The sequence below is a fragment of the Pantoea sp. Fr-CA_6 genome (assembly GCF_024520895.1).
In the GTDB taxonomy this organism is placed as follows: Bacteria; Pseudomonadota; Gammaproteobacteria; order Enterobacterales; family Enterobacteriaceae; genus Pantoea; species Pantoea agglomerans.
Genome location: NZ_JALNPO010000011.1, coordinates 1 through 20650, shown reverse-complemented (window position 1 = coordinate 20650; position 20650 = coordinate 1). Strand labels below are relative to the sequence as shown.

The window sequence follows — 20650 nt, the reverse complement described above, 5'->3', positions numbered from 1 at the left end:
TGATTACTTTGCGGCGCGAGCCACTTCCTGAGCGACCCGTTCAGTCGCATCAGGGATCGCCACCTGACGGGCCTGCTCAGCCATCGTCAGCAGTGTTGCGCGATCCCAGTGGCGTAGCTGATCCGCTACAGCCTCCGCAGTAAATTGCGGCTGCTCAAAAATTCTGGCGGCGCCCGCTTTCTCCAGCGGCAGCGCGTTCCAGTATTGCTGGCGATCTTTATGCTGAAATGGCACGAAAATCGCCGGTAACCCAGCGGCAGCGACTTCGCTCACGGTTAACGCGCCGGAGCGGCACACCACCACATCAGCCCAGGCGTAGGCGGCAGCCATGTCATCAATAAACTCGGTCACCTTGTGCTGCGTCTGCCCGACCTGCTGATAAGCTTTCTCTGTTTCGGGCAACGACCCTTTACCGGTCTGATGCCACAGGGTGATCTCATCACCCACCAGCGCGGCAACCTGCGGCAGCGTCTGGTTCAGTATCCGCGCACCCTGACTGCCACCGATCACCAGCACCCGTATCGGGCCATGACGATTCGCGAGACGTTGCATGGGTAAAGGCAGTGCCAGTACATCAGTGCGAACCGGATTTCCCACCACATCGGCGGCGGGAAACGCGCCCGGGAACGCCTGCAATACTTTCGTGGCGATTTTCGCCAGCCATTTGTTGGTCAGCCCGGCAATACCGTTCTGCTCATGCAGCACCACCGGAATACCGCAACTCCAGGCCGCTAAGCCGCCAGGACCGGAAACGTAGCCACCCATGCCCAGCACGACATCCGGCTGCCAGGCCTTCATGATGCGACGGGCCTGACGCCATGCATTAAAGATGCGCAGCGGTGCCAGCAGCAACGCCTTCATGCCTTTACCACGTAATCCGCTGATGCGGATGAAGTCGATGTCGATGCCGTGCTTTGGCACCAGATCGGCTTCCATACGGTCGGCAGTGCCTAACCAGCGGACCTGCCAGCCCTGTTCCATCAGATGATGGGCGACAGCCAGACCGGGAAAAACATGTCCGCCGGTTCCGCCTGCCATCACCATCAATCGCTTACCGCTCATCGACCACCTCGGGTAAACGCCTGCGCTTTCGCCAGGCGCGTTTCATAATCTATGCGTAATAAAAAGACGATGGCAGTCGACATAATGATCAGACTTGACCCACCGTAACTGATCAGCGGTAAGGTCAGACCTTTGGTCGGTAACATACCGGCTGCCGCACCGACGTTAACCAGCGCCTGGAAGCTGAACCAGACTCCGATTGAACAGGCTAAAAAGCCGGAAAAACGCTGATCCAGTTCCAGAGCACGACGGCCAATCGACATCGCACGAAAAGCGACGAAGAATACCATTAAAAGTGCCATTACCACACCGACGTAGCCGAGTTCTTCCCCGATGATGGCGAAAATAAAGTCGGTATGCGCTTCGGGCAGATATTCCAGCTTTTGCACGGAGTTACCGAGCCCCTGGCCCCAGAATTCCCCGCGACCAAATGCCATCAGTGACTGGGTCAGCTGGTAGCCGCTGCCAAAGGGATCTTCCCACGGGTTCCAGAACGAGGTCACACGGCGCATACGGTAGGGTTCTGCAATGATCAGCAGGATCACCGCAAAGATGCCGGAACCGATGATTGCCAGGAACTGCCACAGTTTGGCGCCCGCCAGGAACAGCATCGCCAGGGTCGTCACAAACAGCACAACCACCGTACCGAGATCCGGCTGCGCCAGCAGTAACACGGCCAGCACCACCATCACGCCCATCGGCTTACAGAAGCCCCAGAAGTTGTTACGCACCTCTTCCACTTTGCGCACCAGATAACTGGCGAGATAGCAGAACAGAGAGAGCTTCGACAGCTCTGCAGGCTGAATACGCAGCGGACCCAGCGCGATCCAGCGCGATGCACCGTTAACCGAGCTACCGACTACCAGAACAATCAGCAGCATCGCGACCGTGACCATCAGCATCACGTTGCTGTAGCGCTGCCAGAAATCCATCGGCACCCGCAGCGTGACCAGCGCCATACATACAGCCAGCACGATGTAGAAGGCATCGCGCTTGGCAAAATAAAAGAGATCGTCATTCAGACGCTGACCCACCGGCATTGAAGCCGACGTCACCATCACGAAACCAATCACCGCCAGGCCCAGCGTCAGCCATAGCAGTGTGCGGTCATAGAGCACCAGCGAAGAGTCATCACTTTCGCGTGCGCCCATGACCCAGTCTTTCAGGCGTCCTGAGAAATATCCCGCCAGTCCGGCGCCAGGAATACGCATCAGCTCAGCTCCTTCGCCAGTTGCGCGAACTGCTCACCGCGCTGCTCAAAGTTACGGAACTGGTCAAGGCTGGCGCAGGCTGGCGACAGCAGAACCATATCGCCTGCTTTAACCTGCGGCGCAATCTGCTCCATCGCCTGGCGCATGGTCTCAGTGCGCACGGCGATCTCCGGACGCAGCGCTGCCAGCGCATCGCCATCGCGACCAAAGCAGTAAAGGCGCACATTGTCGCCCTGCAGCCAGGGGATCAGCGGCGTAAAGTCGGCCGACTTGCCATCACCGCCCATCAGCAGCCACAGCGTTCCCTTCACCTGCAGGCCATTCAGCGCTGCTTCGGTGCTGCCGACGTTGGTGGCTTTGGAGTCATTGATCCAGCGCACGCCCTGATGCTCATGAACCAGCTGGAAGCGATGCGCCAGACCGTTAAAGTGCGTTAAGGCGGCCAGACTGGAGGCGCGTGGCAGACCCACCGCATCGGCCAGCGCCAGCGCAGCCAGCGCATTGGTGTAGTTGTGCTGTCCCACCATCTTCATTTCAGCCGTGTTCAGGACCTTCTCGCCTTTCACCCGCAGCCAGATACTGCCCTGCTGCTTGTTAAGGTGGTAGTCCCCGAAATCGACACCAAAGCTGACGCAGCGGGTGTCCGCGCCGCGTACCGGCATCGTCAGGGCATCATCGGCGTTAACGATGCAGACCTGTGCATTCTCATAGACCCGCAGCTTAGCGGCGCGATACTGCTGCATACCCAGCGGATAGCGATCCATATGATCTTCGCTGACGTTAAGTATGGTTGCCGCCGCAGCTTTCAGACTGTGCGTGGTCTCCAGCTGAAAACTCGAGAGTTCCAGTACATAGAGTTGCGCCGGTGACTGCAGCAGACTCAGCGCGGGCAGACCAATATTGCCACCGACGCCCACCTGCCAGCCCGCAGCTTTCGCCATTTCACCCACCAGCGTCGTGACCGTGCTTTTACCGTTGGAGCCGGTGATCGCCACGATCGGCGCCTGCGCCTCGCGGCAAAAGAGCTCAATGTCACCGACAATTTCGATGCCGGCTTCGACGGCTTCGCTGAGAATCGGATGCGCCAGCGCGACGCCAGGGCTGGCAACAATCAGATCGGCCGCCAGCAGCCAGTCGCCGTTGATGCCGCCCAGATGGCGTTCAACCTGCCCGGGCAATTTATCCAGCCCCGGCGGCGAGACACGGGTGTCCATCACGCGAGGCGTTACGCCCTGCGCTAAAAAGAAATCAACACAGGAGAGCCCGGTGAGGCCCAGCCCGATGATGACGACTTTTCTACCCCGATAGTCAGCCATGATTAACGCACCTTCAGCGTGGCCAGGCCAATCAGCACCAGCATTAGCGAAATAATCCAGAAGCGCACAATGACGCGCGGTTCCGGCCAGCCCTTAAGTTCATAGTGGTGATGGATCGGCGCCATGCGGAAAATACGCTGGCCGCGCAACTTAAACGATCCCACCTGCAGGATCACCGACAGCGTTTCAACCACAAACACGCCGCCCATGATCACCAGTAAAAATTCCTGACGCAGCAACACCGCAATGGTGCCCAGCGCGCCGCCCAGCGCCAGCGAACCCACGTCGCCCATAAAGACCTGAGCCGGATAGGTGTTGAACCACAGGAAGCCCAGCCCTGCCCCGACAATGGCGGTACAGACAATCACCAGCTCACCGGCGTGACGCAGATAGGGAATGTGCAGATATTCAGCAAACTTCACGTTACCGGTGGCCCAGGCAACCAGCGCAAAGCCCGCGGCGACAAAGACGGTTGGCATAATCGCCAGCCCATCCAGGCCATCGGTCAGATTGACCGCATTACCCGTTCCGACAATCACAAAGTAAGCCAGCAGCACATAAAACAGACCTAGCTGCGGCATGATGTCTTTGAAAAAGGGCACGACCAGTTGGGTCGCGGGGGTATCTTTACCCGCCGCATAGAGCCCGAACGCGACGCCCAGCGAAATCACCGACATCCAGAAATATTTCCAGCGGGCGATCAGGCCTTTGGTGTCTTTGCGTACCACTTTGCGGTAGTCATCGACAAAGCCGATGATGCCAAAGCCGATTAACACGAACAGCACGCACCAGACATAAGGATTCGACGGATAGGCCCACATCAGCACCGAAATGGTGATGGAGGTCAGAATCATGATGCCGCCCATGGTCGGCGTGCCGCGCTTACTGAAATGCGATTCCGGGCCATCGTTACGGACGACCTGGCCAATCTGTAATTTCTGCAGCCAGGCGATCAGGCGCGGCCCCATCCAGAGAGAGATGAATAACGCGGTCAGCAGGCTGACAATGGCGCGAAACGTCAGATAGGAAAAGACGTTAAATCCCGAATAAAAAGCGACCAGATGCTCGGCCAGCCAAACTAACATGTTCCTTTCTCCTTTAAGCTCTGTACTACCTGCTCCATGGCGGCACTACGTGAACCTTTTATCAGGACGGTAATTTCTGAGTGTTCGGACAACAATTGACGCAAACGTTCAGTCAGCGCAGTCTTATCGCTGAAATGTTCGCCAACTTCACTGCTTTCACTGATGAAATGGCTGAATTTTCCGGTGCTCAGCACGCGATCAATGCCTGCGTCACGTGCCGCTTGCCCCACTTCGCGGTGACAACTTTCGGTCTCTTCACCCAGTTCCGCCATATCACCCGTGACCAGCACCCGGTAACCCGGCATCTCTGACAGGACCTGAACAGCTGCTGTCATCGAACCGACGTTAGCGTTGTAGCTGTCATCCAGCAGCAGCTGATGCGCAGAGAGGCGAACCGGGAACAAACGACCTGGCACCGACTGCAGGTTTTTCAGCCCCTGCTGAACGGCGCTAAGCGGTGCATCCACTGACAGAGCCAGTGCCGCCGCCGCCAGGGCGTTGGCGATGTTATGCCGACCCGGCAATGGCAGCACGATCTCAGCTTCGCCATGCGGCGTTATCATCACAAAATGAGTACCATCCTGAGCAATGCGGATATCACGGGCGGAGAATTCACACTCTGCCGCCTGCGGTGAGAAACGCCACACGGTTTTATCCTGCAGCGTGCGCTGCCAGTTGGGCCAGTCATTGCTCTCTGCGTTCAGAATCGCAATGCCGTGAGCCGGTAAGCCCTGGAAAATCTCGCCCTTGGCTTTAGCAACACCGGCCAGCGAACCAAAGCCTTCCAGATGCGCCGCGGCCAGGTTATTCACCAGCGCGCTTTCCGGTTGAACCAGTCCGGTGGTGTAGGCGATTTCGCCCTGATGATTCGCACCGAGTTCGATGACCGCATACTGATGTTCTGCGGTCAGCCGCAGCAGCGTCATCGGTACGCCATAATCGTTGTTGAGATTGCCTGCGGTGTAGAGCGTTTCGCCACACTCACGCAGAATCGCCGCCGTCATCTCTTTAACCGAGGTTTTGCCGGAGGAGCCGGTCAGCGCCACTACACGGGCGTTCGACTGCTGACGAACCCATGCGCCCAGCCTGCCAAAGGCGAGACGGGTATCTTCAACCACCACCTGTGGCACAGCGACAGGTAAATGCTTACTTACCAGCAGCGCCTGTGCGCCATTCGCAATGGCATCGCCGGCGAAGTCGTGCGCATCAAAGCGTTCGCCCACCAGCGCAACAAACAGGCTGCCCGCCGTCACTTTGCGGGTATCGGTGGTCACGTCACTCAGCGTTAAATCGCTGCCGTGCAGCGTGCCGCCGGTGATCTCTGCCAGGGTTTTTAATGAAACCGGAATCATGCAACGCCTCCCAGCAGTGCCGCAACGGTGGCACGATCGGAGTAGTCGAGACGGCGGTTGCCAATGATCTGATAATCTTCATGGCCTTTGCCAGCCACCAGTACGATATCGTCGGGCTGCGCCTGCATAATGGTGTTAGTGACCGCCTGCGCACGACCAGAGACCACGCGGGCGCGGCCTGGGTCCAGCAAACCGGTCAGAATATCTTTTACAATCGCCTGCGGATCTTCGCTGCGCGGATTGTCATCCGTAATCACCACCACATCCGCATATTGCTCAGCAATCGCGCCCATTAACGGGCGTTTGCCTTTGTCACGGTCACCGCCGCAGCCAAACAGGCACCAGAGTTTTCCTTTGCAGTGCAGACGTGCCGCTTCCAGCGCTTTTTCCAGCGCATCCGGGGTGTGGGCATAATCCACGACAACCGTCGGTTTTCCTGCGGCGCTGAACACTTCCATACGCCCGTTGACCGGCTGCAACTGCGGTGCAACGCTGATTAGCGTCGCCAGCGGATAATCCAGTGACAGCAGCGTCGCCAGCGCCAGCATCAGATTGCTGACGTTGAAGGCACCCATCAGCGGACTGTCGATTTCGCCGTTGCCCCAGCTGGAGCTGAAACGAATATGTGCGCCGTTATCGTGGTAATCCACCGCATCGGCTTTAAGCCAGCGCCCGTGGCAGCCCGGCTGGAGGTTATCCTCCATGGTGACCGCAACGGCATCAGGTAAGCGCGCCAGCCAGCGACGACCGACTTCGTCATCCGCGTTAAGAATCGCCTGCCCAACCTGATGCTCAGAAAAGAGCAGCCATTTAGCTGACTCATAGCTCTGCATATCACCGTGGTAATCGAGGTGATCGCGACTGAGATTGGTGAAGACCGCCGCGGCAAACGGCAGCGCAGCGACACGATGCTGAACCAATCCGTGTGACGAGATTTCCATTGCGGTCAGGGTCGCCCCTTTTTCAGCCAGATCGTGCAGCAGATGCTGAACATCAACCGCTGAACCCGTGGTATTTTCTGCCGCCGCTAAGTGACCTACCAGCCCATTACCGACGGTGCCCATCACCGCGCTGGTCTCACCCAGTAGCGTCGCCCACTGCGCCAGCAGCTGGGTGGTGGTGGTTTTACCGTTGGTGCCGGTGACGCCAATCAGCTTCTGTTTTTCGCCCGGCTGCTGATAAAAACGGCCTGCCAGGGCCGAAAGGCGCTGATGCAGCTGCGCCAGATAGATAACCGGTACGCCGTGCATTTCACGGATTTCGCCGTCGACCGCTTCACCCTCAGCTTCCGCCACCACAGCGGCAACGCCCTGCGCAATTGCCTGCGGAATGAAACGGCGTCCATCAACCTGATGGCCTGCAACAGCGACAAACAGATCGCCAGAAGCCGCAATGCGGCTATCCAGGGTCATGTCACGCAGTGGGCGCGCCGGCGCGCCTGGCACCCAGGGGCCGAGTAAATCGCGCAGGTTACGATCTGTCACTTGATTCCTCACTTCTGTTAGTCACCAGCTCATTCTTGTCATTGGTCGGTAACGCGTCCGGCTCGATGTTCATGGTACGCAGTACGCCACCCATGATGGCTCCAAATACCGGTGCAGAGACCGCACCGCCGTAATACTTGCCGGCCTGGGGATCGTTGATCACCACCACCAGCGCGAATCGGGGATGACTGGCAGGCGCGACGCCTGCGGTGTAGGCAATGTATTTATTGACGTAGCGTCCGTCCGGCCCGACCTTTTTCGCCGTACCGGTTTTTATCGCAATGCGATAACCCTTGATTGCCGCTTTGACGCCACCACCACCGGGCAGCGCCACGCTTTCCATCATGTGCATCACGGTTTTCACCAGTGACTCATCGAAAACGCGTTGTCCCGCGACGGGCGGATCCACTTTGGTGATCGACAGCGGGCGATTAATGCCATAGCTGCCAATCGTTGCGTAGACTCGCGCTAACTGTAACGGCGTTACCATTAGCCCGTAGCCGAAAGAGAAGGTGGCCCTCTCTATGTCAGACCACCGTTGTTTTTTAGGGTATAAGCCACTGCTTTCCCCGACCAGCCCCAAATTGGTCGGTTTGCCCAGTCCAAAGCGCGCGTAAGTTTCTACCAGCGCTGAGGAAGGCATCGCTAACGCCAGACGTGAAACACCGACGTTACTCGACTTCTGTAAAACCCCTGTCAGGGTCAATTCGTTGTAGCGCGCCACATCTTTGATCTCATGACCATTGACGCGGTACGGCACGGTATTCAGGACGCTGTTCTCTCTCACCACACCACGCTGCAACGCCGTCATCACCACCATCGGCTTCACGGTAGAGCCAGGTTCGAAAATGTCGGTGATGGCGCGGTTACGCATCAGATCTTTTGGCGTGTTGCCGAGATTGTTCGGGTTGTAAGCCGGGCTGTTGGCCATCGCCAGCACTTCACCGGTATTGACATCCACCAGCACCGCCGTACCCGATTCCGCTTTGTTAAAGGCAACGGCGTTATTCAGTTCACGGTAAACCAGCGCCTGTAACCGCTCATCAATGCTCAGCGTCAGGTTATGAGCGGCCCGGCTGTCCACCGAAGAGATATCCTCGATGACCCGACCGTACCGATCTTTGCGCACCGTCCGCTCGCCGGGTGCACCGGTCAGCCACTTATCAAAGCTCTTCTCGATGCCTTCAATGCCCTGCCCGTCGATGTTGGTAAAGCCAATGAGATGGGAGGTGACCTGCCCGGCAGGATAGTAACGGCGCGACTCTTCGCGCAGATGAATACCGGGAAGTTTGAGTTTTTTAACGTAGTCACCGATAGCCGGATTGACCTGGCGCGCCAGATAGACAAAGCGGCCTTTGGGATTGGCATTCACGCGGGCGGCCAGCTGATCAAGGGGAATAGAGAGCGCATCGGAAAGCGCCTTCCAGCGGCTGTCCAGCGTCACGCCGCCACCGGCGTGCAGCTCTTTGGGATCGGCCCAGATAGCGTTGACCGGCACGCTGACTGCCAGCGGGCGTCCGGCGCGATCGCTGATCATGCCGCGTGAGGTGGGCACCGCCTGAACACGCAGCGAGCGCAGATCGCCCTCTTTTACCAGCTTGCCAGGATTAATCACCTGCAGCCAGGCCACACGTGACAGCAATCCACCCAGCGCCAGTAAAATACAGCCGCACAGCAACGCAAAACGCCAGCTTACAAAGCTGGCTTTATCTTCCGGTTTCTTCAATTTCAGCGTTCTGCCTGTGCCGCTCATTCGCTATCTGAGGTCCTTATTTCTGCACCACGATATTTTCTTGTGAAGGATCAACGTGCTGCAGTTGCAGCTTCTCGGTGGCGATGCGTTCAACACGGCTGTGATCGCCCAGTGCATTCTCTTCCAGGATCAGGTTGCGCCACTCGATATCGAGTGCGTCACGCTCCAGCACCAGCTGTTCGCGCTGCGCGGTTAACAGTCGTGTTTTATGGGTGGTAGTCACCACCAGCACGGCAGAAACCACCACAGCGATCAGCAACAGCACCGGAATCTTGCCTTTTCGCAGCAGATCCCCGCCGATAACGGCAGGCAGACTGTGACGCTCATTACCGATCATGCGTCGGTTTTCTCCGCGATACGTAATACCGAGCTGCGCGCACGTGGGTTTTCAGAGACTTCAGCGTCACCCGGCGACATTTTGCCGAGCAACTTCAGTTCACGCCCACCCAGGGCACGCAGCTGATGTTCAGTCATGGGAATCCCAGGCGGCACCTGCGGTCCGCGACTCTGATCGCGCATAAAGCGCTTCACCAGCCGATCTTCCAGTGAATGGAAGCTGATAACAGAGAGGCGGCCCTGCGGGGCCAGCACTTCAACAGCGCCTTTCAGGGCAATATCGATCTCTTCCAGTTCGCTGTTAATCCAGATACGAATCGCCTGGAAGCTGCGCGTGGCCGGATGCTTAAACTTATCTTTTACCGGCATGGCAATTGAGATCACCTCAGCCAGTTCCCGGGTCCGGGTCATCGGCTGTTCACGATTACGCTCGACAATGGCCCGGGCGATGCGTTTGGCGAATCGCTCTTCACCGTATGTCTTCAGGACAAACGCGATATCCGCCTCTTCTGCGTGCAGCAACCATTCTGCGGCGGAGTGCCCGCGCGACGGGTCCATTCGCATATCCAGCGGTCCGTCACGCATAAAGGAGAAGCCACGTTCGGCGTCATCCAGCTGCGGTGATGAAACCCCCAGGTCCAGCAAAATGCCGTCAATCTTTCCGACCAGATCCCGTTCAGAGACATACTCTGCCAGCGCAGAAAAAGGGCCATGAATAATTGAAAAACGCGGGTCGGTGATCTCTGCGGCAGCGGCGATAGCTTGCGGATCACGATCGATGGCGATCAGCTTTCCCTTCTCTCCCAGCTGCGAAAGAATCAGGCGTGAATGGCCACCACGACCAAAAGTGCCGTCGATGTAAATACCGTCTTCCCTGATATTGAGGCCGTTAACCGCCTCATCCAACAGCACGGTGGTATGTTTGAAATTTTCCTGCATAGCTATAGCGACAAGTCCTGCAACCGCTCAGATAAAGGCTCCTGAGCCGACTGTTCTGCGTCAATATCGTCCCTGACTTGTTGATACCAGGTCTGTTCATCCCACAGCTCAAACTTATTGAACTGTCCAACCAGCATCACTTCTTTGGTTAATTTTGCGTGCTGCCGAAGCGTATTCGCCAGCAGCAGGCGGCCTGCATTATCCATCTGACATTCACTGGCATGCCCCAGCAGCAAACGCTGCACGCGGCGCTCAAGTGGATTCATACTGGAAAGGCGTGCCAGCTTTTTTTCAATGATTTCCCATTCGGGCAGGGTATAAAGCAACAGGCATGGCTGGTGGAGGTCGATGGTACAGACCATCTGCCCCTGAGACTCCCCAATCAGCAAATCGCGATATCGCGTGGGTACGGCGAGCCGCCCTTTGCTGTCGAGATTGACTAACGTTGCTCCGCGGAACATGCCAGTCTCTTCTCCTCATCACCCATTTACGCCACTTTATCCCACTTTTTACCACGAAACGAGTTTAAGGATCCCATGAAATCCTTGTCAAGCCGGAGCGGCAGGTGAATATCACTATTTACAGAGTGAAGAATTAATCTCTGGCGACGATATAAACGAATAAAAGGGGAAAGTAAAAATTAAGCCGATGAATACCTGAATAAAAAAAACTGCCCGGAAAAAAACGACTAAAAATGAAACAATGTAAAGGGCTAAATATTAATCGTGGTTTCTGAGACAGCGGCGGCATTTTAGGGGATTTCCGAAAGGAAGCCCAGCGGCTTCAGGCCAGACGGGAAAGTAAGTTTGTTGAAGTTGTAAGCAGATAATAAAAATAACCCTTTCTGCTTTGTTAGATTTGATGAGCAGAATTTACGCTTTTTTACGTCGACCTGTTTATTTAATCAGTTAAATCGTTAAATAAAATGGGCGGGCAGCGTAATACTGCCCGTGACTCATTTAACTTTTCGGCTTAATTGTCCGCGACGGTATAAATTACGGCGAATGCGGGTTAACCCGGGTTTTGGTTTTCTGGGTTCATCCAGCGAGGCTAAAACTAATTCCAGCACGCGCTCTGCCACGTCGCGATGACGCTGACCCACCGCCAGCACCGGACACTCAAGAAAGTCCAGTAATTCGTGGTCGCCAAAGGTGGCGATGGCCAGCTCGGTCGGAAGCCGTCCGTCTCGTTTCAGCGTCACATCCATCACACCCTGCAGCAGACCAAATGAGGTGGTAAAAAGCGCCTCCGGCATCGGGTGATCTTCAAGGTATTGTTCAAACAGTGCCGCGGCGGCTGTGCGTTCGAAGCTATTGCAGTAGATGTAGTCAATCGGCCGGGGATCGTCTTTCCATGCATCGCGGAAACCCAGCTCGCGCAGGAAACTTACCGACAGCTCGGGTAACGCACCGAGGAACAGCACATTTTTGACCTCAAGCTGACGCAGTTCAGCCGCCAGCATATGGGCATCGTCCTGATCGGCACCCACTACGCTGGTGAAATGTTCACGATCCAGCGCGCGATCTAACGCAATAATCGGCAGGGGATCGTTGATCCAGCGCTGATAAAAGGGATGCTCTGGCGGTAACGAGGTAGAAACGATGATCGCATCGACCTGGCGCTGTAACAGATGCTCAATGCAGCGCATCTCGTTATCGGGCTGATCTTCAGAACAGGCGATCAGCAGCTGATAGCCGCGCTGACGGGCCTGCCGCTCAAGATAGTTCGCAATACGGGTATAACTGGTATTTTCCAGATCGGGGATCACTAACCCAATTGAGCGCGTACGCCCGGCGCGCAGCCCGGCAGCCACCGCATTGGGGTGATAATTATGCTCACGTACCACCGCCATGACTTTCTCAACGGTTTTGTCGCTGACACGATACTGCCGCGCTTTGCCATTGATCACATAACTGGCCGTGGTGCGCGACACGCCTGCCAAACGCGCAATTTCATCCAGTTTCACGATAACCCCACCATCAAATCCGCTTTTACGGCAGAAATAGCCGCAGTTAAGCTATGGATAACTCATGGCTATCATCTAACAGCAGAAAAGTGCGCGGAGCAACCGCTTTTCTGAATGTAACTCGCCTGGCGCATAAAAAATAAAAAAACCCGGCATTTCGCCGGGTTAGGTGAGGATTGATGATGACGCTGCGTGATTAACGCATGATACGATCGCCGCGTGAAACGCCGACGATACCGGAGCGTGCCACTTCAACAATTTCAGCCACATCGCGAACGGTACTCAGGAAGGCATCCAGTTTGTCACTGGTGCCTGCCAGCTGAACCGTGTACAGCGTCGGCGTTACGTCGATGATCTGACCACGGAAGATCTCGGCGTTACGCTTCACCTCTTCGCGGCCATAACCGCTCGCCTGAATCTTCACCAGCATGATTTCGCGCTCAACATAGGCGCCCTGCCCCAGCTCGGTAACGCGCAGCACATCTACCAGCTTGTGCAGCTGCTTTTCAATCTGCTCCAGCACCTTCTGATCGCCCACCGTCTGAATGGTCATCCGCGACAGCGTAGGATCATCCGTTGGCGCCACGGTCAGGCTCTCAATGTTATAGCCGCGCTGCGAGAACAGGCCGACGACACGGGATAATGCGCCGGATTCGTTCTCCAGCAGAACTGATAAAATACGACGCATAATTATGTCCTCTCCGTTTTGCTCAACCACATCTCATCCATGCTGCCACCGCGAATCTGCATCGGGTAAACATGCTCGCTACCGTCAACGGTGACATCCACAAATACCAGACGTCCCTTCGCCAGGGTTTCCAGCGCCAGCGTCAGCTTCTCTTCCAGCTCAGCCGGATGCTCAATCGCGATCCCGACGTGGCCGTAAGCTTCCGCCAGACGCACGAAGTCAGGCAGTGACTCCATATAAGACTGGGAGTGACGACCGGAGTAGATCATATCCTGCCACTGCTTCACCATGCCCAGCACCCGGTTATTCAGGTTCAGCACCAGCACCGGCAGATCGTACTGCAGCGCGGTGGAAAGCTCCTGAATGTTCATCTGGATACTGCCATCGCCCGTTACGCAGATGACTGTTTCGTCCGGCAGCGCCATCTTCACACCCAGCGCAGCAGGCAGGCCAAAGCCCATGGTGCCCAGACCGCCGGAATTGATCCAGCGGCGCGGTTTATCGAAAGGATAATAGAGCGCAGCAAACATCTGGTGCTGGCCCACATCCGAGGTCACATACGCATCGCCTTTGGTCAGACGGCTGATGGTTTCAATCACCGCCTGCGGCTTGATTTTGTCGCTGGTGCGATCAAATTCCAGGCAGTGACGACTGCGCCAGCCCTCAATCTCCTGCCACCAGTCGTGCAGGCTCTCAGCGCGCTGGCTTTCGCTTTGTGCCAGTAACTCCAGCATCTGCTGCAGCACCTGCTTCGCATCACCGACAATCGGGATATCCGCCGCCACCGTCTTAGAGATAGAGGTCGGGTCGATATCGATATGCATCACCGTGGCGTTGGGACAATACTTCGCCAGGTTGTTGGTGGTGCGGTCATCAAAGCGCACACCGATACCAAAAATCAGGTCGGTGTTGTGCATCGTCATGTTGGCTTCGTATGTGCCGTGCATACCGAGCATGCCAACGCACTGACGATGAGTGCCAGGGAACGCGCCCAGGCCCATCAGCGAGGTCGTCACCGGAATATTCAGGCTTTCGGCCAGCTTTAACAGTTCCGCTTCGCAGCCGGCGGTAATGGCACCACCACCGGCGTAGATCACCGGCTTCTTCGCGGCCAGCAATGTGGTCAGCGCACGCTTAATCTGGCCTTTATGGCCCTGAATAGTCGGATTGTAGGAGCGCATGCTCACCGTATCCGGCCAGTGATAAGGCAACTTGTTGGCCGGATTCAGAATATCTTTCGGCAGATCGATCACCACCGGCCCCGGACGTCCGGTGGAAGCCAGCCAGAACGCCTTTTTCAACACGGTTGGGATCTCTTCGGTACTTTTCACCAGGAAGCTGTGCTTCACTACCGGACGAGAGATGCCGACCATGTCGCACTCCTGAAAGGCGTCATAGCCAATCAGCGACGAGGGAACCTGACCCGAGAGGATCACCAGCGGAATCGAGTCCATATAGGCGGTGGCGATACCGGTAATCGCATTGGTTGCGCCGGGTCCGGAGGTGACGAGCACCACGCCGACTTCACCGGTGGCGCGCGCCAGGCCGTCAGCCATGTGCACCGCACCCTGCTCATGACGCACCAGAATGTGATCGATACCCCCGACGGTTTGCAGCGCATCATAGATATCCAACACTGCGCCACCCGGATAACCGAATACCTGCTTAACGCCCTGATCGATTAACGAACGGACGACCATTTCGGCTCCTGACAACATCTCCATCTTCTGCCTCCAGGCTTGCGGACCCGGCTCTGTTAATACGCTCGTTAGCGCGTACCACAAAGCCCCGGTGCCTGCTTTGCCAATCAAAATCTTATGTTTATGCATGACAGCGGAAACAACTGCCGCTGTCCGGTTACAGAGAAATCTGTTGAGTTTATTTTTCTGAGAGTAGGTCGATTACCATAACCGCAGTTAACCGGGCAGGCAAACCGCAAACCCACGTAAATTAAAAGGCAGGGGCGTAAAGGCTCTGCCCGATAAGAATTGGCTGCGCGGATTAAACTAATTACGCGGCAGAACCGCAGAGGAAAATGCTGATTAAGAAATTATTTTCAGCGTGATCTAAGAAATAACGAAAACTTATTACCCGGCTGCCCTGGCCCACAATCGCCTGACACTTTTCTTTTCTGGCGTAATTAACCAGTAAATCGCTGAAGCGCATTCGATTATGCTAAAGAGCAGGTGATATATCCTGTATCCTCGTGCGGCACCCTTCCGATAAAGTCTTTAATTTTCAACATAATAAAATCAAAGACCCGCAGAATCAGTGCTCATTCCCGGGTCGATTGCCTCCGCAGCCACTACGGCGCTGTTCATTACGCTGCCTGACCGTTAAATAACAGAATATCTTCCTCTGGCACCACTAAGAATACCCCTGCATTGAAGGTTGACATCCCTGAGTGATTCCAGTACCAATATGTATAGCACAACATTTTATAAGGTTTGAATCCATGTTTCGTTCTGTTCGCCTTCTCGGTCTACTACTAAACGCACTCAGCTTGCGCGGTAGACTTGTGGGCGGAATCAAACACTGATTCAAACCTGCTGAAAGTTAAAAACCCGCGCCTGTCGCGGGTTTTTTTATGCTCGTTGCCAGGCCAGAAAAAGCATAAGGATGATTACGATGAGCCAGCAAGTCATTATTTTCGATACCACTCTGCGCGACGGTGAGCAGGCATTACAGGCCAGCCTGAGTGTGAAAGAAAAATTGCAGATTGCTTTAGCGCTGGAGCGCATGGGCGTGGATGTGATGGAAGTCGGTTTCCCGGTCTCCTCACCGGGCGACTTTGAGTCTGTGCAGACCATTGCGCGCACCATTAAAAACAGTCGGGTCTGCGGTCTGGCACGCTGTGTGGAAAAAGATATTGATGCGGCGTACGAATCACTGCGCGTTGCCGAAGCCTTCCGTATTCATACCTTTATCGCCACCTCGCCGATGCACATCGCCACCAAACTGCGCAGCACGCTGCCGGAAGTGATTGAGCGTGCGGTGCATATGGTGAAGCGTGCGCGCAATTACACCAGCGACGTTGAGTTCTCCTGCGAAGATGGCGGCCGTACCCCGATTGATGACCTGTGCCGGATGGTAGAAGCCACGATTAACGCCGGTGCCACCACCATCAACATCCCGGATACCGTTGGCTACACCCTGCCAGGCGAGTATGCCCACATCATCGGCGAGCTGATGAATCGCGTTCCTAACATCGACAAAGCAATTATCTCTGTTCACACCCACGATGACCTGGGTATGGCAACGGGCAACGCCCTGGCTGCCGTACAGGCGGGCGCGCGTCAGGTGGAAGGAACGATGAATGGCCTGGGTGAACGTGCCGGTAACTGTGCGCTGGAAGAGGTGATCATGGCGATTAAAACCCGCCAGCAGATCATGAACGTGCATACCAATATCAATCATCTGGAAATCTACCGTACCAGCCAGATGGTCAGCCAGATCTGCAACATGCCGATCCCGGCGAACAAGGCAGTGGTCGGCTCTAACGCCTTCGCTCACTCCTCGGGTATCCATCAGGATGGCGTGCTGAAGAACCGCGAGAACTATGAAATCCTGACGCCGGAATCGATCGGCTTACACAAAATCCAGCTGAACCTGACCTCACGTTCTGGCCGCGCGGCGGTAAAACATCGTATGGAAGAGATGGGCTATGCCGAGCAGGATTACAATCTGGATACGCTGTATGACGCCTTCCTGAAACTGGCCGATAAAAAAGGTCAGGTTTTCGATTACGACCTGGAAGCGCTGGCCTTTATCAACAAGCAGAATGAAGAGCCGGAACATTTCCAGCTGCACGAATTTAACGTCCAGACCGGTTCCAGCATCACCGCCACCGCCTCTGTCAATCTGGGCTGCGGCGATGTCGCTAAATCGGATGCAGCCACCGGTAACGGCCCGGTTGACGCGGTCTACCAGGCGATTAACCGTATCACCCAGTTCGACGCTGAGCTGGTTAACTACAAGCTGACCGCGAAAGGCCACGGCGAGAATGCGCTGGGTCAGGTCGATATCGTCGTGAGCTACAACGGCCGCAAGTTCCACGGCATTGGTCTGGCGACCGATATTGTGGAGTCCTCCGCCAAAGCGATGGTCAACGCTCTGAACAATATCTGGCGTGCCCGTCAGGTTGAACAAGAATTGCAGCGCAAATTTAAAGATCAGAAGGAAACCGTATAACCATGTCCAGCTCATCTCATATCGCAGTTTTACCCGGTGATGGTATCGGCCCGGAAGTGATGGCGCAGGCTATGAAAGTGCTGGATGCCATTCGTCAGCGCTTTGATATGCAGATCACCACCCAGGAGTATGCGGTCGGCGGCATTGCTATCGATCAGCATGGCGAACCCCTGCCACCCGCAACGGTTGCAGGCTGCGAGCAGGCCGACGCGATCCTGTTTGGTTCCGTTGGCGGCCCGAAGTGGGAGCACTTACCGCCGGCATCGCAACCGGAGCGCGGTGCGCTGCTGCCGCTGCGCAAACATTTTAAGCTGTTCAGTAACCTGCGTCCGGCTGCGCTCTACAGCGGACTGGAGGCATTTTGCCCACTGCGCGCCGACATTGCTGCCAAAGGCTTCGACATTCTGTGCGTGCGTGAACTGACCGGCGGCATCTACTTTGGTCAGCCGAAAGGACGTGAAGGCAGCGGCCCGGAAGAGCGTGCATTTGATACCGAGGTTTATCACCGTTTCGAAATTGAGCGTATTGCCCGCATCGCGTTTGAATCGGCGCGCAAACGCCGTAACAAAGTCACCTCGGTTGATAAAGCCAACGTGCTGCAGACCTCCGTGATGTGGCGTGAAATCGTCAACGAAGTGGCCAAAGAGTATCCGGACGTGCAGCTGAGCCACATCTATATCGACAACGCCACCATGCAGTTGATCAAAGACCCGTCGCAGTTTGACGTGCTGCTCTGCTCCAACCTGTTCGGCGATATTCTCTCTGATGAGTGCGCCATGATTACCGGCTCGATGGGGATGCTGCCTTCCGCCAGCCTGAATGAAGCGGGCTTTGGCCTGTTCGAACCCGCGGGTGGCTCGGCGCCGGATATCGCCGGTCAGAATATTGCCAACCCGGTCGCCCAGATCCTGTCACTGTCGCTGCTGCTGCGTTACAGCCTGAATGCCGATGAGGCTGCCGACAGTATCGAACGTGCCATCAGCCGTGCGCTGGAACAGGGCTACCGCACCAAAGATTTAGCCGGTGATGGTCCAGCGGTCAGCACAGATGAGATGGGCAGCATCATTGCCCGCTTTATCGCCGAGGAAAAATAAAAAAATGAAAACCTTATACCAGAAGTTATTTGATGCACATGTCGTCCACGAAACGCCAGAAGAAACGCCGTTACTCTACATTGATCGCCATCTGATCCATGAGGTGACCTCGCCCCAGGCCTTTGATGGTCTGCGCGCCCACGGACGTAAAGTCCGTCAGCCGGGCAAAACCTTTGCCACTATGGATCACAACGTTTCTACGCAGACCAAAGATATCAATGCATCGGGCGAGATGGCGCGTATTCAGATGCAGGAGCTGATGAAAAACTGCGCTGAGTTTGGCGTACAGCTGTATGACCTGAATCATCCGTTCCAGGGCATCGTCCACGTTATCGGTCCTGAGCAGGGCATGACGCTGCCGGGTATGACGATTGTGTGCGGCGACTCGCACACCGCCACGCACGGTGCGTTTGGCTCGCTGGCCTTTGGTATCGGCACCTCTGAAGTTGAACATGTGTTTGCTACCCAGACCCTGAAGCAGGGTCGGGCAAAAACCATGAAGATTGAAGTGCTGGGCCAGGCGTCAACCGGCATTACGGCTAAAGATATCGTGCTGGCGATCATTGGCAAAACCGGCAGCGCAGGCGGAACCGGCTATGTGGTCGAATTCTGCGGTCCGGCGATTCAGGCGCTGAGCATGGAAGGTCGTATGACCCTGTGCAACATGGCGATTGAGATGGGTGCGAAAGCGGGCCTGGTGGCACCGGATGAGACCACCTTCAACTATCTGAAAGGTCGTCAGTTCTCGCCGCAGGGTGAGAAATGGGAGCAGGCCGTTGATTACTGGCGCACCCTGAAGTCTGACGAAGGCGCGAAATATGATGCGGTAGTAACGCTGCATGCTGAAGAGATTGCACCGCAGGTCACCTGGGGCACCAATCCGGGTCAGGTTATTGCCGTTGATCAGGTGATCCCAAATCCGGCCTCGTTCGCCGATCCGGTTGAGCGCGCCTCAGCCGAAAAAGCCCTGGCCTACATGAACCTGCAGCCAGGCATCAAACTGACCGATGTGGCGATTGATAAAGTGTTTATCGGCTCCTGCACCAACTCACGTATTGAAGATCTGCGTGCCGCCGCCGCCATCGCCAAAGGCCGCAAAGTCGCGCCTGGCGTGGTCGCCATGGTGGTGCCGGGTTCCGGCCCGGTGAAAGCGCAGGCCGAAGCGGAAGGTCTGGACAAAATCTTCCTTGAAGCGGGCTTTGAATGGCGTCTGCCAGGCTGCTCAATGTGTCTGGCGATGAACAATGACCGCCTGAATCCGGGCGAGCGTTGCGCGTCAACCAGCAACCGTAACTTTGAAGGCCGTCAGGGCCGTGGTGGACGTACTCATCTGGTCAGCCCGGCAATGGCCGCGGCGGCTGCCGTAACCGGCCACTTTGCCGACATCCGTGAACTGACGACAGGAGCTTAAGTCATGGCGAATAAATTTACTCAGCACACCGGCATTGTTGCGCCGCTGGATGCCGCGAACGTCGATACCGACGCGATCATTCCCAAGCAGTTTTTGCAGAAGGTTACGCGCACCGGTTTTGGACAGCATCTGTTCCACGACTGGCGTTTTGAAGATGACGCGGGCACCGTGCCAACGCCCGGCTTTGTGCTGAACAAGCCTGAGTTCAAAGGCACCAGTATCCTGCTGGCGCGTGAAAACTTTGGCTGCGGCTCTTCACGTGAGCATGCGCCCTGGGCACTGACCGATTTTGGTTTTCACGTGGTGATTGCGCCGAGCTTCGCGGATATCTTTTATGGCAACAGCTTCAACAACCAGCTGCTGCCGGTGAAGTTAAGCGAAGAGGAAGTGGATGAGCTGTTCAGACTGGTTGCGGACCAGCCCGGCATCAGCTTTACGGTAGACCTGGAAGCGCAGACGGTCACCGCTGGCGATAAAGTCTATTCGTTCGAGCTCGACAGCTTCCGCCGCCACTGCATGATTAACGGCCTGGACAGCATCGGTCTGACGCTGCAGCACGAAGCCTCCATTTCGCAGTTTGAGCAGAATCAGCCCGCCTTCCTGCGCTGATTGAGTTAAAGCAGGGCGACATCGGGTCGTAATGCTGATCAGTTAAGATTAGATTTGTAAAGGCTGTCACGGTCAAACGTGGCAGCTTTTTTTCCGGGCGAGCGAGCCGCAGTGCGGGCCAGCGCACCTCTGCTGCTGCCGGGCCGTCCTCGC

Annotated in this window: 18 protein-coding genes; 5 read left to right on the top strand and 13 right to left on the bottom strand. The window is 56.2% G+C overall.

Annotated elements, in window-relative coordinates:
* Positions 1-3 precede the first annotated feature (3 nt).
* The 13 genes from murG to ilvI form a co-directional block, all read right to left on the bottom strand.
* Positions 4-1062: an undecaprenyldiphospho-muramoylpentapeptide beta-N-acetylglucosaminyltransferase gene (gene murG, locus NR201_RS17560; protein WP_256850035.1), complete on the bottom strand. Its 1059-nt coding sequence runs from the start codon at positions 1060-1062 to the stop codon at positions 4-6.
* Positions 1059-2273 (bottom strand): cell division protein FtsW, encoded by a 1215-nt coding sequence (ftsW, locus tag NR201_RS17555; RefSeq protein ID WP_010253879.1) that lies wholly within the window; start codon positions 2271-2273, stop codon positions 1059-1061. The genes murG and ftsW overlap by 4 nt, the downstream gene beginning before the upstream one ends.
* Entirely contained in the window at positions 2273-3589 is a 1317-nt protein-coding gene (gene murD / locus NR201_RS17550) for a UDP-N-acetylmuramoyl-L-alanine--D-glutamate ligase (protein WP_010253876.1), read from the bottom strand. The genes ftsW and murD overlap by 1 nt, the downstream gene beginning before the upstream one ends.
* A gap of 2 nt (positions 3590-3591) precedes the next feature.
* Complete coding sequence (gene mraY, locus NR201_RS17545; protein ID WP_003854755.1) at positions 3592-4674, bottom strand: phospho-N-acetylmuramoyl-pentapeptide-transferase; 1083 nt, start codon at positions 4672-4674, stop codon at positions 3592-3594.
* Entirely contained in the window at positions 4668-6026 is a 1359-nt protein-coding gene (gene murF / locus NR201_RS17540; protein WP_010671823.1) for a UDP-N-acetylmuramoyl-tripeptide--D-alanyl-D-alanine ligase, read from the bottom strand. The genes mraY and murF overlap by 7 nt, the downstream gene beginning before the upstream one ends.
* On the bottom strand, positions 6023-7510 hold the full coding sequence (murE, locus tag NR201_RS17535; RefSeq protein ID WP_010253868.1) for a UDP-N-acetylmuramoyl-L-alanyl-D-glutamate--2,6-diaminopimelate ligase: 1488 nt from the start codon (positions 7508-7510) through the stop codon (positions 6023-6025). Before murE ends, murF begins: the two co-directional genes overlap by 4 nt.
* Positions 7497-9263, bottom strand: a complete 1767-nt coding sequence (locus NR201_RS17530; RefSeq protein ID WP_010671821.1) for a peptidoglycan glycosyltransferase FtsI — start codon at positions 9261-9263, stop codon at positions 7497-7499. Before NR201_RS17530 ends, murE begins: the two co-directional genes overlap by 14 nt.
* Positions 9264-9279: 16 nt before the next feature.
* On the bottom strand, positions 9280-9600 hold the full coding sequence (gene ftsL, locus NR201_RS17525) for a cell division protein FtsL (protein ID WP_003854764.1): 321 nt from the start codon (positions 9598-9600) through the stop codon (positions 9280-9282).
* Positions 9597-10538: a 16S rRNA (cytosine(1402)-N(4))-methyltransferase RsmH gene (gene rsmH / locus NR201_RS17520; protein ID WP_010253859.1), complete on the bottom strand. Its 942-nt coding sequence runs from the start codon at positions 10536-10538 to the stop codon at positions 9597-9599. The genes ftsL and rsmH overlap by 4 nt, the downstream gene beginning before the upstream one ends.
* A gap of 2 nt (positions 10539-10540) precedes the next feature.
* Positions 10541-10999, bottom strand: a complete 459-nt coding sequence (gene mraZ / locus NR201_RS17515; RefSeq protein ID WP_009092149.1) for a division/cell wall cluster transcriptional repressor MraZ — start codon at positions 10997-10999, stop codon at positions 10541-10543.
* 494 nt (positions 11000-11493) lie between these two features.
* Entirely contained in the window at positions 11494-12504 is a 1011-nt protein-coding gene (gene cra / locus NR201_RS17510; protein ID WP_010253851.1) for a catabolite repressor/activator, read from the bottom strand.
* Positions 12505-12700: 196 nt separating this feature from the next.
* Positions 12701-13192: an acetolactate synthase small subunit gene (ilvN, locus tag NR201_RS17505; RefSeq protein WP_003854770.1), complete on the bottom strand. Its 492-nt coding sequence runs from the start codon at positions 13190-13192 to the stop codon at positions 12701-12703.
* A 2-nt stretch (positions 13193-13194) separates the two neighbouring features.
* Entirely contained in the window at positions 13195-14916 is a 1722-nt protein-coding gene (gene ilvI / locus NR201_RS17500; RefSeq protein WP_031594410.1) for an acetolactate synthase 3 large subunit, read from the bottom strand.
* A gap of 731 nt (positions 14917-15647) precedes the next feature.
* Here ilvI and leuL point away from each other — a divergent pair.
* From leuL to leuD, 5 genes are all read left to right on the top strand, one after another.
* The gene (gene leuL / locus NR201_RS22765) at positions 15648-15731 is read left to right on the top strand and encodes a leu operon leader peptide (protein WP_099257765.1); all 84 of its coding nucleotides are present in this window, start codon (positions 15648-15650) and stop codon (positions 15729-15731) included.
* A gap of 89 nt (positions 15732-15820) precedes the next feature.
* Entirely contained in the window at positions 15821-17383 is a 1563-nt protein-coding gene (gene leuA, locus NR201_RS17495; RefSeq protein WP_256850034.1) for a 2-isopropylmalate synthase, read from the top strand.
* 2 nt (positions 17384-17385) lie between these two features.
* On the top strand, positions 17386-18477 hold the full coding sequence (gene leuB, locus NR201_RS17490; RefSeq protein ID WP_022625403.1) for a 3-isopropylmalate dehydrogenase: 1092 nt from the start codon (positions 17386-17388) through the stop codon (positions 18475-18477).
* Between the two features lie 4 nt (positions 18478-18481).
* On the top strand, positions 18482-19888 hold the full coding sequence (gene leuC / locus NR201_RS17485) for a 3-isopropylmalate dehydratase large subunit (RefSeq protein ID WP_010671818.1): 1407 nt from the start codon (positions 18482-18484) through the stop codon (positions 19886-19888).
* A 3-nt stretch (positions 19889-19891) separates the two neighbouring features.
* Positions 19892-20497, top strand: a complete 606-nt coding sequence (gene leuD / locus NR201_RS17480; RefSeq protein ID WP_256850033.1) for a 3-isopropylmalate dehydratase small subunit — start codon at positions 19892-19894, stop codon at positions 20495-20497.
* Positions 20498-20650: the final 153 nt, after the last annotated feature.

What these genes read in the sequence shown, in the direction of transcription:
- murG (WP_256850035.1), bottom strand. Translation starts at nt 1,062, where the DNA reads ATGAGCGGTAAGCGATTGATGGTGATGGCAGGCGGAACCGGCGGACAT.
- ftsW (WP_010253879.1), bottom strand. Translation starts at nt 2,273, where the DNA reads ATGCGTATTCCTGGCGCCGGACTGGCGGGATATTTCTCAGGACGCCTG.
- murD (WP_010253876.1), bottom strand. Translation starts at nt 3,589, where the DNA reads ATGGCTGACTATCGGGGTAGAAAAGTCGTCATCATCGGGCTGGGCCTC.
- mraY (WP_003854755.1), bottom strand. Translation starts at nt 4,674, where the DNA reads ATGTTAGTTTGGCTGGCCGAGCATCTGGTCGCTTTTTATTCGGGATTT.
- murF (WP_010671823.1), bottom strand. Translation starts at nt 6,026, where the DNA reads ATGATTCCGGTTTCATTAAAAACCCTGGCAGAGATCACCGGCGGCACG.
- NR201_RS17530 (WP_010671821.1), bottom strand. Translation starts at nt 9,263, where the DNA reads ATGAGCGGCACAGGCAGAACGCTGAAATTGAAGAAACCGGAAGATAAA.
- ftsL (WP_003854764.1), bottom strand. Translation starts at nt 9,600, where the DNA reads ATGATCGGTAATGAGCGTCACAGTCTGCCTGCCGTTATCGGCGGGGAT.
- rsmH (WP_010253859.1), bottom strand. Translation starts at nt 10,538, where the DNA reads ATGCAGGAAAATTTCAAACATACCACCGTGCTGTTGGATGAGGCGGTT.
- mraZ (WP_009092149.1), bottom strand. Translation starts at nt 10,999, where the DNA reads ATGTTCCGCGGAGCAACGTTAGTCAATCTCGACAGCAAAGGGCGGCTC.
- ilvN (WP_003854770.1), bottom strand. Translation starts at nt 13,192, where the DNA reads ATGCGTCGTATTTTATCAGTTCTGCTGGAGAACGAATCCGGCGCATTA.
- ilvI (WP_031594410.1), bottom strand. Translation starts at nt 14,916, where the DNA reads ATGGAGATGTTGTCAGGAGCCGAAATGGTCGTCCGTTCGTTAATCGAT.
- leuL (WP_099257765.1), top strand. Translation starts at nt 15,648, where the DNA reads ATGTTTCGTTCTGTTCGCCTTCTCGGTCTACTACTAAACGCACTCAGC.
- leuA (WP_256850034.1), top strand. Translation starts at nt 15,821, where the DNA reads ATGAGCCAGCAAGTCATTATTTTCGATACCACTCTGCGCGACGGTGAG.
- leuB (WP_022625403.1), top strand. Translation starts at nt 17,386, where the DNA reads ATGTCCAGCTCATCTCATATCGCAGTTTTACCCGGTGATGGTATCGGC.
- leuC (WP_010671818.1), top strand. Translation starts at nt 18,482, where the DNA reads ATGAAAACCTTATACCAGAAGTTATTTGATGCACATGTCGTCCACGAA.
- leuD (WP_256850033.1), top strand. Translation starts at nt 19,892, where the DNA reads ATGGCGAATAAATTTACTCAGCACACCGGCATTGTTGCGCCGCTGGAT.